The sequence below is a fragment of the Frigoribacterium sp. PhB107 genome, assembly GCF_003751515.1.
In the GTDB taxonomy this organism is placed as follows: Bacteria; Actinomycetota; Actinomycetes; order Actinomycetales; family Microbacteriaceae; genus Frigoribacterium.
The window spans coordinates 224,254-238,266 of sequence record NZ_RJKU01000001.1; the positions used below are offsets into that span (position 1 = coordinate 224,254).

Consider the following 14,013-nt stretch of genomic DNA (forward strand, 5'->3'; position numbering starts at 1 on the left):
CCCCTGCGCGCTCAGTGTGCCAGGGTGCAGGCCACGTGACCCCGTCGCCGCACAAGCCTCGCGGCTCGCGGCTCGCGGCTCAAGCTCTCCCCGCGGCGACTTCGTCATCCCGCCGAGTCCTGAGCCCGTGATGTCGGCGGGTCGGTGTCGCTCGAGGCGGGTCGGCGCTGACCCGCCGAGGACGACGGTGACCGGCCGAAGCTCGAGAGCGCGCCAGCTCAGCCGTGGCCCTGAGTTGATCAGGCCACAGGAGACCGGAGTTCACCGCGGTAGCGGGCTGGGTGCATCGCCGCCGTTGCTGACAGGTCCGCATCGAGTCAAGGGAGGGCACGAGAACCCACCGAGGGGAACGGGACCCCACCGTAGGGCCTCAGGACCCCACGGGAGGGCCAGGAGATGCCGATGCGTCGGGCCAGGGGCCCGTGCTCGCACGGCGGGCTTCGCGAGCACGGCAGACCGGGAAAGGCGTGGCGGGTCGCCGTCGCCCCGGACGGATCACTGCGGACTCATCGAGGACCAGGAACCCCGCCCATGCGCGAGTGCGAACCTGCGGAGGCGTGTGCCCGCGTGACCGGGTTGAAGCCCTCTGTGCCGGCCTGGCGAAGGAGCTGGCGGGCTGCCGTACTTCCCGGCGGGTCAGCGCATACCCGCCGGGAACCACGGGAACCCGCCGGGAACCACGGAAACCCGCCGCGAAGTACGGAAACCCGCCGCGAAGCACGGAAACCCGCCGAAGCGTGCAGGCAGGTCGTGATGCTGTCGTCAGGGCCCTCAAGAGGGCGGCGGCGCGGGGGCGGATGCGCGGGCGGGAAGGCTCGCCGCGGCCCAGCCCGGACGCGCTGCCAGCTCGGGAAACCGTCGAGAGGCGCTGTCTGCAGGGTGGCACGGTCAACAGAGGTCAGCAGCAGGCGAAGAGGCGCCTGCTTGCGGGGGAAGAGGGGCGGACGGCGGAGGGCCCGACCGCTGGTGCGGTCGGGCCCTCCGGATGGTGCAGGTGGGTCAGTGCTCGTCGTGGTGCGAAGCCTCGATCTCCGAACGCTTGACCGGCGCGATGCGGTCCTCGAAGAAGAAGGTCGACACCGACGCCCTGACGCGCTGCAGGGGAGTGATCTGCCCGTTCGCGTTCGGACGGATCATGAGCGGCTCGTACTCGTTGAAGTTCAGCAGACGCCAGCGCTCGTACTCGTCGAGCTGCTCGTGGACCTCGACGTACTCGCCACCGGGGAGGCGGACGATTCGACCCGACTCGTAGCCGTGCAGCGCGATCTCGCGGTCCTTCTTCTGGAGGGCCAGGCAGACGCGCTTGGTGATCCAGAAGGCGAGGAACGGCCCGATGATCAGCACGGCCTGGACCGAGTGGATCACGAAGTTCAGCGAGAGCCTGAAGTGCGTCGCCATGATGTCCGAGCTCGCCGCAGCCCAGAGAGCCGCGTAGACGACGATGCCGGCGGCACCGATGGCCGTGCGGGTCGGGGCGTTGCGCGGACGGTCGAGGATGTGGTGCTCGCGCTTGTCGCCGGTCACCCACGCCTCGAGGAACGGGTATAGCAGCACCGCGAGGATGAAGATCACCAGGACGGCGATCGGCGCCAGGATGTTCATCGAGACCGTGTAGCCGAAGAAGAGGAACTCCCAGCCCGGCGGGACGAGTCGCAGAGCACCGTCGGCGAAGCCGATGTACCAGTCAGGCTGCGTTCCCGCCGACACCGGCGACGGGTCGTAGGGACCGTAGTTCCAGATCGGGTTGATCGTAAAGAGCGACGCGATCAGCACCAGGACGCCGAAGACGATGAAGAAGAACCCACCGGCCTTGGCGGCGAAGACCGGCATGACGGGGACGCCGACGACGTTCTCGTTGGTCTTGCCAGGGCCAGCCCACTGCGTGTGCTTGTTGATGATCAGCAGCAGCAGGTGGACGCCGAGGAGGGCGATCAGGAGCGCCGGCAACAGCATGATGTGCAGCGAGTAGAAGCGACCCACCATGTCCGTGCCGGGGAACTCGCCGCCGAACAGCAGGTACGAGATCCAGACGCCGATCACGGGGATGCCCTTGACCATGCCGTCGATGATCCGCGCACCGTTGCCCGAGAGCAGGTCGTCGGGGAGCGAGTAGCCCGTGAACCCCTCGGCCATGGCGAGCACCCAGAGGGTGAAGCCGACGACCCAGTTGATCTCGCGGGGCTTGCGGAACGCACCCGTGAAGTAGACGCGCAGCATGTGCAGCATGATCGACGCCACGAAGAGCAGGGCAGCCCAGTGGTGGATCTGGCGGAACAGCAGGCCGCCGCGGATGTCGAACGAGATGTCGAGCGTCGACGCCATGGCGGCCGACATGTTGAGACCCTTGAGCGGCACGTACGAGCCGTTGTAGTTGACCTCGGCCATGGACGGCTGGAAGAAGAACGTCAGGAACGTGCCCGAGAGCAGGATCACGACGAACGAGTACAGCGCGACCTCGCCGAGCATGAACGACCAGTGGTCGGGGAAGATCTTGCGACCCACCTCGCGGACGAGGCCCGACATGCTCGTGCGCTCGTCGACGTAGTTCGCCGCGGCACCGAAGATCTTGTTCGTCTTGGTCGGCGCGAAGGCCGGTGCCGTGGTGGTGGTGTTCGAGCCCTCGGACGACGGAGTCGTGTCGGTGCTCGGTGCCGGAGTTGTGGTGATCACTTTTCGCGCTCCCAGAAGCTAGGGCCCACAGGTTCGTGGAAGTCGCTCTGCGCGACGAGGTACCCGTCGGAGTCCACGGCGATGGGCAGCTGCGGGAGGGGCCGCTTGGCCGGTCCGAAGATCACTTCGCAGTTGTTCGTCACGTCGAAGGTCGACTGGTGGCAGGGGCAGAGCAGGTGGTGTGTCTGCTGCTCGTAGAGCGCCACGGGGCACCCGACGTGCGTGCAGATCTTGGAGTACGCGACGATGCCGTCGTACTGCCATCCCTCGCGGCCTTCAGGGATGTTGAGGTCCTCGGGCTTCAGGCGCATGAGCAGCACAGCTGCCTTCGCCTTCTCCTCGAGGAGGTGCTCCGACTCGTTCAGGTTCTCGGGGATCACGTGGAACACCGAGCCCAGGGTCACGTCGGACGCTCTGATGCGCGAGCCGTCAGGGTCGCGGGTGAGGTGCATGCCGTCTTCCCAGAGGGTGTGACGGAGGACCTCGTTGGGGTCTTCTGCCGGGGCCAGGTCGCGGAAGATCACGACGGCCGGCAGGGGAGTGGCGACGAGTGCGCCGATGAGGCTGTTGCGGATGAGCGCACGGCGGCCGAAGCCCGACTCCTGGTTGCCCAGGGCGAAAACCTCGACGGCCTTCTCGCGGGTCTCGTCGGTGCCGCGGGTGCTGTGTCGCATCTCGGTGATCTCGCGAGCGGGCATGAGCGTCTTCGACCAGTGCACCGCACCGATGCCGACGGACAGCAGGCCGAGCGCGATGCCGAGGCCGAGGAAGAGGTTGTTCAGGCGTACGGAACCCGAGTCGCCCGACGTGATCGGGAACGCCACGTAGGCGCCGATGGCACCGATGCTGCCGACGATCGAGAGGAAGAACCAGATGCTGACCTGGCGCTCGGCCTTCTTCTCGGCCCTGGGGTCGATGTCCGTGACGCGGTCGCGGTGGGGCGGCTCACCCGGGTTCTCGAAGACGTCCGTCGTGACGACGGCCGTTCCGGCCGACACCTGTCGAGGCTCATGCTTCTCGACAGCCGAGCCCGCGGTGGGGGCCTCGTCGTCGTGCTGTGCCATGATTTCTTGCCTTTCGTGGAGTGCGGGAGAGTCGCGGGTCAGTTGGACCGGGCGGTGAGCCAGATGGTCACGGCGACGATCGCGCCGAGGCCGAAGATCCAGATGAAGAGGCCCTCGGCGACGGGGCCGAGGCTCCCGAGCTCGAACCCGCCGGGCGACGGGTTGTTCTCCAGGTACTTGAGGTAGGTGATGACGTCGGCCTTGTCCTGAGGGGACAGGTTGAGGTCGTTGAAGACGGGCATGTTCTGCGGGCCGGTGAGCATGGCCTCGTAGATGTGCGCGCCGCTGACGCCGTCGAGTGCGGGGGCGTACTTGCCCTCGGTGAGGGCGCCTCCTGCACCGGCGACGTTGTGGCACATCGCGCAGTTGATGCGGAACAGCTCGGCGCCGTTGGTCGTGTCGCCGTCGGCCTGCAGATATTCGTCGTCGGGGATCGCGGGCCCGGGGGCCAGCGACGCGACGTAGGCGGCGAGGTCGTAGACCTGGTCGTCGGTGAACTGCGTGGGCTTCTCTTCTGCCTGGGGGCCGTTGGCCGCCATGGGCATGCGGCCGGTGCCTACCTGGAAGTCGACCGAGGCAGCGCCGACGCCGATGAGGCTGGGGCCCTCGCCCGTGCCGTCGGCGGCGAGGCCGTGGCAGGTGGCGCAGTTGGAGGCGAAGAGCTTCTGGCCCTCGTCGATGCTCTGCTGTGAGGCGGCGGAGGTGGTGCTCTCGTCGGCCGTGGCCGTTGACGAGAAGAGGGCGTAGGCACCGCCGGTGGTCAGCAGGCCGACCAGGAGGAGCGAGGCCGTGGCCAGGGGGCTGCGGCGACCGGTCTTGGCCGGGCGGCGCTTGGGCGTGCGGCCCTCGGGAGAGGACGTGGCTGCTGAGCTTTTGAGGAACATGCTGTGCGAGGGATCCAATGCCTATTTGAGGACGTAGACGACCATGAAGAGGCCGATCCACACCACGTCGACGAAGTGCCAGTAGTACGAGACGACGATGGCGGTCGTCGCCTCCTTGTGACCGAAGTTCTTGACGGCGAAGGCGCGGCCGATCGTGAGCAGGAACGCGATGAGCCCGCCGATGACGTGGGCCCCGTGGAAGCCGGTCGTCATGTAGAAGGCCGAGCCGTAGGCGCTCGAGCTGAGCGTGACGTGCTCGGAGATGAGGTGCGCGTACTCGAACACCTGGAGGCAGATGAACGCGGCGCCCATGGAGTAGGTGAGGAAGAACCACTCGACCATGCCCCACGAGCCGACCTGGAACAGCTTGCCGGTGCGTCGTGCCTGCATGCGCTCGGCGGCGAAGACGCCGAACTGGCAGGTGACCGACGAGAGCACGAGCATGATCGTGTTCGTCAGGGCGAACGGCACGTCGAGCTTGGCGGTCTCGGCAGCCCACAGCCCCGGGGAGGTGCTGCGCAGCGTGAAGTAGATCGCGAAGAGGCCGGCGAAGAACATGACCTCGCTGCCGAGCCACACGATGGTGCCCACGGCAACCGTGCTCGGCCGGTTCACGACCGGTCCTGCAGAAGGTCTCGAGAGAGAGGTACTTGTCACGAGGACCATTATGCCTGGTAACCGGCCCAGGGTTTGCGCAGGAAACCCCGGGTGGTGGATTTTGCGTTGACGACGAGCTATGTGATGGGCCACCCTGTGCGCCGATAGCCTTGGCGGCATGATCCACGACCTGACCTGGCCCTTCCTCATCGACCAGCTGCTCTCCGGGCACGACCTCTCGATCAGCGAGGCGACCTGGGCGATGGAGCGCGTCATGGTGGGGGAGGCGACCCCGGCCCAGCTCGGCGCGTTCCTCGTGGCCCTCCGTGCCAAGGGCGAGACCGTCGACGAGATCGTCGGCTTCCGCGACGCCGTGCTGGCCCACGCGGTGCCGCTGCCCGTCGACTCCATGGCCGTCGACATCGTGGGCACGGGAGGCGACCGCTTCGGCACCGTGAACGTGTCGACGATGGCGTCCGTGGTCGTCGCGTCGACCGGCGTCCCCGTCATCAAGCACGGCAACCGCGCCGCCAGCTCGTCGTCCGGGTCCTCGGACGTGTTGGCGGCCCTCGGCATCGACCTGGGGCTCGGCGCCGACCGGGTCGCCCAGGTGCTCGGCGAGGTGGGGCTCACGTTCGCCTTCGCCGCGGCGTTCCACCCGGGCTTCGGCCACGCCGCCGCCGTCCGGCGCGAGATCGGCGTGCCCACGGTGTTCAACTTCCTCGGCCCGCTCGTCAACCCGGCACGGCCGGAGGCCAGCGCGGTCGGCGTCGCGTCGCCCGAGAAGGTGGCGCTCATCGTCGGCGTCTTCCAGACCCGAGGCGCGACCGCCCTGGTGTTCCGCGGCGACGACGGCCTCGACGAGCTGACGACGACGGGTCACAGCCACATCTGGGAGGTGTCGGCGGGCTCGGTGACCGAGCACGACCTGGATCCCCTCGAGCTGGGCATCCCGCGGGCGGCCATCGCCGACCTGGTGGGCGGCGACGCCGAGCACAACGCCGGTGTGGCTCGTCGTGTCCTCGACGGGGAGACCGGCCCCGTCCGCGACATCGTCCTGCTCAACGCCGCCGCCGGGCTCGTCTCGTACCGCCTCGCCCAGGACCCGGCCCAGCGCGACCGGCCGATCCTCACCCGGTTCCGCGAGCAGCTCCTGGTCGCCGCCGAGGCGATCGACTCGGGTGCCGCCTCCCGCAAGCTGGCCGACTGGGTGGCCGCCACGCGGCGCTGAGTCGTGCCGACCGCCTCCTGCGTCCCGCCCGGGCCGAGACGAGGAGGCGGTCCTCCCGCACACGACGGAGGGCCCGTTCCTGACGGAACGGGCCCTCGTGCTGTCACCTCAGGGAGGTCGGCGTCAGCGTGTCACCTCAGAGGAGGCTGGCGTCAGTTGACGTCCTCGTCGACCCAGTCGAAGGTCTTCGTGACGGCCTTCTTCCAGAGGCGGAGGGTGCGGTCGCGCTCGTCGGCCTCGATGTTCGGCGTCCAGCGCTTGTCCTCCTGCCAGTTCGAGCGCAGGTCGTCGAGCGTCTCCCAGAAGCCGACCGCGAGGCCTGCCGCGTAGGCGGCGCCCAGCGCGGTGGTCTCGGCGACGACCGGACGCACCACGGGCACGTTCAGGATGTCGGCCTGGAACTGCATCAGCGCGTCGTTGCCGGTCATGCCGCCGTCGACCTTGAGCTCGGTCAGGTCGACGCCGGAGTCGGCGTTGACCGCGTCGAGCACCTCGCGCGTCTGGAACGCCGTCGCCTCGAGGGCGGCACGGGCGATGTGTCCCTTGTTGACGTAGCGCGTGAGGCCGACCAGGGCGCCCCGGGCGTCCGAGCGCCAGTAGGGCGCGAACAGGCCGGAGAACGCGGGCACGAAGTAGACCCCGCCGTTGTCCTCGACGCTCTTGGCGAGCTCCTCGACCTCGGGCGCGGAGCCGATGATGCCGAGGTTGTCGCGCAGCCACTGGATCAGCGAGCCGGTGACGGCGATCGAGCCCTCGAGCGCGTAGTGCGGCGCCGCGTCGCCGAGCTTGTAGCCCAGCGTCGTGAGGAGGCCGTTCTTCGAGTGGACGATCTCCTCGCCCGTGTTGAAGATCAGGAAGTTGCCGGTGCCGTAGGTGTTCTTCGACTCGCCCTGGTCGAACGCGGCCTGGCCGAAGGTCGCGGCCTGCTGGTCGCCCAGGATGCCGGCGATCGGGACCTCGCGGAGGAGGCTGGAGGCCTCGACCGTGCCGTAGACCTCGGACGAGCTCTTGATCTCGGGGAGCATCGAGCGGGGCACGTCGAAGGCCTCGAGGATGTCGTCGCGCCACTCGAGCGTCTCGAGGTCCATGAAGAGGGTGCGCGAGGCGTTGGTGACGTCGGTGACGTGCACGCCGCCGTCGGTGCCGCCGGTGAGGTTCCAGAGGACCCAGGTGTCGGTCGTGCCGAAGAGCAGGTCGCCGGCCTCGGCCTTCTCGCGAGCGCCCTCGACGTTCTCGAGGATCCAGACGACCTTCGTGCCCGAGAAGTAGGTGGCGAGCGGCAGGCCCACGACGGGCTTGAAGCGCTCGACGCCGCCGTCGGCCGCGAGGCGGTCGACGATCGACTGGGTGCGGGTGTCCTGCCAGACGATGGCGTTGTAGACGGCCTTGCCGGTGGTCTTGTCCCAGACGACGGCGGTCTCGCGCTGGTTGGTGATGCCGACGGCCTTGATGTTGTGGCGCGTGATGTCGGCGCGGGACAGGGCCTGGCCGATGACCTCGCGGGTGTTCTCCCAGATCTCGGCAGGGTCGTGCTCGACCCAGCCGGCGCGCGGGAAGATCTGCTCGTGCTCCTTCTGGCCGGTCGAGACGATCGAGCCGGAGTGGTCGAAGATGATGGCGCGGGTGCTGGTGGTGCCCTGGTCGATCGCCAGGATGTAGTCGTCGCTCACGGGTGGTTCTCCTTCGTCGTTGATGGTGTGCACCGGGCAGGGAGGACACGCCCCGGCCGTGGCCGGAACGTGTCCCGGGTGTCCCCGCGGTGCAGTCGTGGAACGGGTGTGGCCGGTCTGCTAGCCGTTGATGAGGGGGAGGAGCGGGTACGACAGCAGCGCCGCGAGCGAACCGCCGACCAGGGGTCCCACCACGGGCACCCAGGCGTAGGACCAGTCGCTCGAGCCCTTGCCCTTGATGGGCAGGATGGCGTGCGCGATGCGCGGTCCGAGGTCACGGGCCGGGTTGATGGCGTAGCCGGTCGGGCCGCCGAGGGAGGCGCCGATGCCGACCACCAGGAGACCGACGGCCAGGCCGCCGAGACCGCCGAGGTCGACCGGGGCCGCGCTGCCGTTCGTGAAGGCGATGATGACGAACACGAGCACGAAGGTGCCGATGATCTCGGTGACGAGGTTCCAGCCGTAGTTGCGGATGGCCGGGCCGGTCGAGAAGACGCCGAGCTTCGAGGCCGGGTCGGGCTCCTCGTCGAAGTGGTTCTTGTAGGCCAGCCAGACGATGACGGCACCGATGATCGCTCCGACCATCTGCGCCGCGACGTAGACGAGGAACTGCGGGAAGTCGATGTTGCCGAGGATCAGCTGCGCGATGCTGACAGCGGGGTTGAGGTGCGCCCCCGACTTGTACGAGACGGCGATGCCGGCGAAGACCGCGAGGCCCCAGCCGAAGTTCACCATCAGGGTGCCGCCGTTGAAGCCCTTCGACTTCGTGAGGGCCACGTTGGCGACCACGCCGCCACCGAGGGTGAGGAGCATGGCGGTGCCCACCAGTTCAGAGAGAAAAATCGTTCCCAGGTCCACGTCGACCTTCCTTAGTCGTCGGGCGGGGTGCCACTGTGCACCTCCGCGGTGAGCGTGTGGCATCACCATAGACCCGCGTGCGGCCCCGTCCGCCACCCGAATCACCACGGATGCACATATGTGCACGGGAGGCGTCGCGCGCCCTGCCTGCACCGGCCCTGGCCGGAGTAGCTTCGAGGCGCGACGGTGCCGCCCGTGCACCGCGCCCGTTCCAGGGAAGGACTTCGATGAAGAAGCTCATCAACGATCCGAAGGACGTCGTCGAGGAGGCGGTGGCCGGCATCGGCGCCGCTCACCCCGACCTGTTGGTCGTCTCGCACGACCCGACGTTCGTGCGCCGCGCCGACGCTCCCGTGACGGGCAAGGTCGCGATCGTCAGCGGCGGCGGCAGCGGCCACGAGCCCCTTCACGCCGGCTTCGTCGGCCACGGCATGCTCAGCGCCGCCGTGCCGGGCCCCGTCTTCACCTCGCCCACTCCCGACCCGATCGTCGCCGCCACGCAGGCCGTCGACGGGGGAGCGGGCGTCCTCTACATCGTCAAGAACTACACCGGCGACGTCCTCAATTTCGAGACCGCGGCCGACCTGGCGGAGGCGGAGGGCATCACCGTGGCCTCGGTGCTCGTCGACGACGACGTCGCGGTCAAGGACTCCCTCTACACGGCCGGCCGACGCGGCGTCGCCGGCACGGTCGTCGTCGAGAAGACGGCAGGTGCCGCGGCCGAGCGCGGCGACTCGCTCGAGCAGGTGGCCGACGTGGCCCGTCGGACGAACGCCGCGACCAGGACGATGGGCGTCGCCCTCGCCGCCGGCGTCGTCCCGCACGCGGGCGAACCGAGCTTCACGCTGGCCGACGACGAGGTCGAGATCGGCATCGGCATCCACGGCGAGCCCGGTCGCGAGCGCGTGCCGCTCGAGCCGGTGGACCGGATCGTGGACCGCCTGCTGGACGCGGTCCTCGACGACCTGGGCACCGCCTCCGGCGATCGCGTCCTGCTGTTCGTCAACGGGATGGGCGGGACGCCGCTCGTCGAGCTGTACGTCGCGTTCCGGCGTGCCGCGGAGGTGCTGGCCGAGAAGGGCGTGGAGGTCACGCGGACCCTCGTCGGCAACTACGTCACGTCGCTCGAGATGCAGGGCATGTCGATCACCCTGACCAGGCTGGACGACGAGCTGACCGAGCTGTGGGACGCACCCGTCGAGACCGCGGCCCTGCGCCGCGGCCGCTGACCCTCCCGCCGCCACCGCACACCCGAGCAGACCAGACACCCGAGAGAAGGACGACATGACACTGGACTCCACCTGGGCCCGCCGCTTCGTCGAGCGCGCGGCCGACACCGTCAGCGAAAACCGGTCGGCGCTCGTCGAGCTCGACCGCGAGATCGGCGACGGCGACCACGGAGAGAACCTCGAGCGGGGCTTCTCGGCCGTCCGCGCGAAGCTCGCCGCGCAGCCGGACGACGCCACGCCCGGCGCCCTGCTCAAGATGGTCGCGACGACCCTCATCTCGACCGTGGGAGGCGCCTCCGGGCCCCTGCTCGGCACCGCCTTCCTCAAGGGCGCAGGTGCTCTCGGCGACGCGACCGAGATCGGCTCCGCCGGCGTCGCGGCCTTCGTGGCCGCGGCCCGGGACGGCGCCGTGCTCCGCGGCAAGGCCGAGGTCGGCGACAAGACCATGGTCGACGCCTGGACCCCCGCGACGGACGCGGCCAAGGCGGCCGCCGACGGGGGCAGCGAGCCCGCCGCCGTGCTGCGCGCGGCGGCCGACGCCGCAGCGGCGGGTGCCGAGTCGACCGAGCCGCTCGTCGCCCGCAAGGGACGAGCGAGCTACCTCGGCGAACGCGCGGTCGGCCACCGGGACCCGGGCGCGCAGTCGTCCGCGCTCATCCTGGCCGCCGCCGCGGACGCCGCCGACGACGTCGCGGCCGCCGCGACGACGACCTCCGGGGAGGCGTGACCATGGCCTCCGTCGGCATCGTCGTCGTCTCCCACAGCTCGAAGATCGCCGAGGGCACGGTCGAGCTCGCCCGACAGATGGCGCCCACCACGACCCTCGTCGCCGCGGGCGGCACCGACGAGGGCGGCATCGGCACGAGCTTCGACACCGTCTCCGCCGCTCTCGGCACCGCCGACGGCGGCGGGGGAGTCGTCGTGCTCTGCGACCTCGGCTCCGCGGTGCTCACCTCGGAGACGGCCGTCGACTTCCTCGACGACGCGGATCGCCAGCGCGTCGTCATCGTGGACGCGCCGATCGTGGAGGGGGCGGTGGCCGCGGCCGTCGCAGCCGAGACCGGCGGTTCGCTAGCGCAGGTCGCGGAGGCGGCCCGCAGCGCGACGGGCGTCGCGGACCCCCACGCCGACGAGCGCGAGCTGCGCGGCGGCGACGCGGTCGAGCGCTCCGCCGTGCTCGTGAACGCTTCGGGCCTGCACGCTCGACCGGCCGCGGAGCTGGTGACCCACGCCTCCCGGTTCCAGGCGGACGTCACGGTCAACGGCGTCGACGCGAAGAGCCTGCTCCGCATCATGGGCCTGGGTCTCGGCATCGGGTCGACCGTGTCGCTCATGGCCACCGGGCCGGACGCGCAGCAGGCGGTCGACGACCTCGTCGAGCTGATCGAGGGCGGGTTCGGCGAGGGCGTGGAGGCCCCACAGGGCTGACGCGAGGAGGCACGACGCACGTCGGGAGGGGGAGCGGTGCCGATCTCGGTGCCGTTCCCCTGCTCGTGTCAGGCGGTCTGCGCCCGGTCGCGCACGTACCAGGTGAGCAGCTCGTCGCCGTCCCGGAGCACGTGGGCGAGCCGCATGCGCCGCAGCGGGCTCGAGTCGTCGCTGTCGGCACCCTGGCTGACTCGCAGGCCGTGGCCGCCCTCGAGCATCGGCGCGAGGGTGAGGAACAGCTCGTCGACGGCGTCGGCCCGCACCAAGTCGCCGAAGAGACGAGGGCCGCCCTCGCAGTGCATCTGGGGCAGTCCGCGCTCGACCAGGGCGTCGCGCAGGAGGTGCGGGTCGACCCGCTCCTCGCCGCAGGCCACGACGTCCGCGACTCGCTCGAGCGCCCGACGTGCTCCGGGGTCGGCCCGGTCGGTGGTCAGGACGAGCGGCCGCACCGGCGCCTCCGTGAAGACGGTCGACTCGGGGTCGAGCCGGAGCGAGCCCGAGACGAGGGCGAAGACGGGCTGCGGAGCGAGGCCGGCCTGCTCGCGCCAGGTCGCCGCGTCCTCGCTCAGCCGCATCGCGCCGTAGCCCTCGTCGCGCACGGTGCCGGCGCCGACGACCACGACGTCGGTGACGCGCCTCAGGAGATCGAAGACCCGGCCGTCGGCCGGCCCGCCCAGCGAGCCCGAGACGCCGTCCGAGGTGGACGCGCCGTCGAGGGTCGTCACGAAGTTGACGCGGAGGCACGGGCGGCTGCGGTCGCGGGGGGAGAGCGTCGCCAGCAGGTCCGCGTCGGTGAGGGGCGCCTCCTCGTGGCCGCCGGGGACCACGCGGATGACCCGCGAGCCGGTCACGAGACGTTGTGCACGGCGTGCACCGGTCGTCGCCAGCCGAGGATCGCCTCGACCATGCGGGCGGCGTCGACGGCCGCTCGGGCGTCGTGCATCCGCACGATGCGGGCGCCGAGGAACACGCTGGCGACGGCGGCCGCCAGCGAGCCGGCGAGGCGGTCGGGCTTGGCTCGATCGAGGGACTCGCCGACGAAGTCCTTGTTCGAGACCGCCGCGAGCACGGGGTGCCCGAGCCCGGCGACCTCGCCGAGACGGCGGGTCAGCTCGAGGGTGTGGACGGTCGTCTTGTTGAGGTCGTGGCCGGGGTCGACGATGATCTGGTCCTCCCGGACGCCGTGGGCGAGGGCGACGTCGACGCGTCGGGCGAGGAGGTCGGCCACCTCGTGGGCGACGTCGTCGTAGTGCGGCCGCGGGTGCGGTCGCCGCGGGGCGGCGAGGCTGTGCGTGACGACCAGGGTCGCACCGCTGTGGGCGACGACGTCGGCGAGGCGCGGGTCGTGCAGCCCGGTGGTGTCGTTGACGACCCCTGCCCCGGCCTCGATCACCGCGGCGGCGACCTCCGGCCGGAACGTGTCGACCGAGATGACGACGTCGGACACAGCGGCGAGGGCCTGGACGACCGGCAGCACCCGGTCGAGCTCGTCGGCAGCCGACAGCTCGGGGCCCGGCGCGAAGGGGACGCCCCCGATGTCGACCCAGTCGGCCCCCGCCTCGGCCGCGTCGACGGCCGCCTGCACGGCCGAGTCGAGCGCGAACGTGCGGCCCTGGTCGAAGAAGGAGTCGGGGGTGCGGTTGACGACGGCCATCACGGCCACCTGTCGGGAGAAGTCGAAGGTGCGGCGTCCGATCGTGCGCACCGGGAGGCGCAGCGGGGGAGCGATGAAGACCGGGAGTGAGGTCTCAGGCACGGTCGCCGCCCGCGGTGATGAGCGCGATCGCCTCGGCACGGGCCGCGGGCTCGGCGAGGGCTCCGCGGCTCGCGACGGTGACCGTAGAGCTGCCGACCTGCCGCGGGCCGCGCGTCGTCACGCAGCCGTGCACGGCGTCGAGGACGACGAGGACCCCGTCGGGGGAGAGGCCCTCGACGAAGGCGTCGGCGATCTCCTCGCCGAGGCGCTCCTGCAGCTGGGGCCGCGAGGCCAGGGCATCGACGACGCGGGGCACGGTGCCGAGGCCGACGATCCGGTCGCCCGGCACGTAGGCCACGTGCGCCTGGCCCACGAAGGGCAGGAGGTGGTGCTCGCAGACGGACCGGAGCGCGATGCCGCGGACGACCACGAGCTCGCCGAGCTTCTCGGGATCGGAGGCGACGGCCGACGAGCGGACGAGCTCGGCGGCGTCGACCTCGAGGCCGGCGAAGAACTCGGCGTACGCCTCGGCGACTCGTCGGGGCGTCGAGAGGAGCCCCTCACGGGTGCTGTCCTCGCCGATGGCCGCGAGGATCTCGGTGACGGCCGCCTCGATGCGGGGACGGTCGACGGGAGGCGGGGTCATCTCGCCATCTTGCCAGGTGGCCAGCTCGGGACCTGCGCAC

Annotated in this window: 13 protein-coding genes; 4 read left to right on the forward strand and 9 right to left on the reverse strand. The window is 70.5% G+C overall.

The window, feature by feature from the left end; genetic code table 11:
- Nucleotides 1-999: 999 nt before the first annotated feature.
- The 4 genes from EDF18_RS00940 to EDF18_RS00955 are packed head-to-tail and all read right to left on the reverse strand — an operon-like array spanning nt 1,000 to nt 5,284.
- Nucleotides 1,000-2,670: a cytochrome bc complex cytochrome b subunit gene (locus EDF18_RS00940; RefSeq protein ID WP_369878078.1), complete on the reverse strand. Its 1,671-nt coding sequence runs from the start codon at nt 2,668-2,670 to the stop codon at nt 1,000-1,002.
- On the reverse strand, nt 2,667-3,734 hold the full coding sequence (locus EDF18_RS00945) for a ubiquinol-cytochrome c reductase iron-sulfur subunit (protein ID WP_123545603.1): 1,068 nt from the start codon (nt 3,732-3,734) through the stop codon (nt 2,667-2,669). Before EDF18_RS00945 ends, EDF18_RS00940 begins: the two co-directional genes overlap by 4 nt.
- Before the next feature lie 38 nt (nt 3,735-3,772).
- The gene (locus tag EDF18_RS00950) at nt 3,773-4,618 is read right to left on the reverse strand and encodes a c-type cytochrome (RefSeq protein ID WP_123545605.1); all 846 of its coding nucleotides are present in this window, start codon (nt 4,616-4,618) and stop codon (nt 3,773-3,775) included.
- 21 nt (nt 4,619-4,639) lie between these two features.
- Nucleotides 4,640-5,284 (reverse strand): heme-copper oxidase subunit III, encoded by a 645-nt coding sequence (locus tag EDF18_RS00955; protein ID WP_123545607.1) that lies wholly within the window; start codon nt 5,282-5,284, stop codon nt 4,640-4,642.
- 109 nt (nt 5,285-5,393) lie between these two features.
- Here EDF18_RS00955 and trpD point away from each other — a divergent pair, with 109 nt between their 5' ends.
- Nucleotides 5,394-6,446 (forward strand): anthranilate phosphoribosyltransferase, encoded by a 1,053-nt coding sequence (gene trpD, locus EDF18_RS00960; protein WP_123545609.1) that lies wholly within the window; start codon nt 5,394-5,396, stop codon nt 6,444-6,446.
- Between the two features lie 152 nt (nt 6,447-6,598).
- Here trpD and glpK read toward each other — a convergent pair whose 3' ends face one another.
- On the reverse strand, nt 6,599-8,116 hold the full coding sequence (gene glpK, locus EDF18_RS00965) for a glycerol kinase GlpK (protein WP_123545611.1): 1,518 nt from the start codon (nt 8,114-8,116) through the stop codon (nt 6,599-6,601).
- Between the two features lie 120 nt (nt 8,117-8,236).
- Nucleotides 8,237-8,974, reverse strand: coding sequence for an MIP/aquaporin family protein (locus tag EDF18_RS00970; RefSeq protein ID WP_255416166.1), 738 nt, complete (start codon nt 8,972-8,974; stop codon nt 8,237-8,239).
- A 227-nt stretch (nt 8,975-9,201) separates the two neighbouring features.
- On the opposite strand from EDF18_RS00970, the gene dhaK reads away from it, so the two are divergent.
- From dhaK to dhaM, 3 genes are read left to right on the forward strand one after another with little or no spacing between them, the layout of a single operon-like run.
- Complete coding sequence (dhaK, locus tag EDF18_RS00975) at nt 9,202-10,203, forward strand: dihydroxyacetone kinase subunit DhaK (protein WP_123545613.1); 1,002 nt, start codon at nt 9,202-9,204, stop codon at nt 10,201-10,203.
- Nucleotides 10,204-10,258: 55 nt separating this feature from the next.
- Nucleotides 10,259-10,930, forward strand: coding sequence for a dihydroxyacetone kinase subunit DhaL (gene dhaL, locus EDF18_RS00980; protein WP_123545615.1), 672 nt, complete (start codon nt 10,259-10,261; stop codon nt 10,928-10,930).
- A 2-nt stretch (nt 10,931-10,932) separates the two neighbouring features.
- Nucleotides 10,933-11,631: a dihydroxyacetone kinase phosphoryl donor subunit DhaM gene (gene dhaM / locus EDF18_RS00985; protein WP_123545617.1), complete on the forward strand. Its 699-nt coding sequence runs from the start codon at nt 10,933-10,935 to the stop codon at nt 11,629-11,631.
- Nucleotides 11,632-11,699: 68 nt separating this feature from the next.
- Here dhaM and EDF18_RS00990 read toward each other — a convergent pair whose 3' ends face one another.
- From EDF18_RS00990 to folE, 3 genes are read right to left on the reverse strand one after another with little or no spacing between them, the layout of a single operon-like run.
- Complete coding sequence (locus EDF18_RS00990) at nt 11,700-12,482, reverse strand: pyrimidine reductase family protein (RefSeq protein ID WP_233568926.1); 783 nt, start codon at nt 12,480-12,482, stop codon at nt 11,700-11,702.
- On the reverse strand, nt 12,479-13,387 hold the full coding sequence (folP, locus tag EDF18_RS00995) for a dihydropteroate synthase (RefSeq protein ID WP_233568927.1): 909 nt from the start codon (nt 13,385-13,387) through the stop codon (nt 12,479-12,481). Before folP ends, EDF18_RS00990 begins: the two co-directional genes overlap by 4 nt.
- The gene (gene folE / locus EDF18_RS01000) at nt 13,380-13,973 is read right to left on the reverse strand and encodes a GTP cyclohydrolase I FolE (protein ID WP_123545619.1); all 594 of its coding nucleotides are present in this window, start codon (nt 13,971-13,973) and stop codon (nt 13,380-13,382) included. Before folE ends, folP begins: the two co-directional genes overlap by 8 nt.
- Between the last annotated feature and the right edge of the window lie 40 nt (nt 13,974-14,013).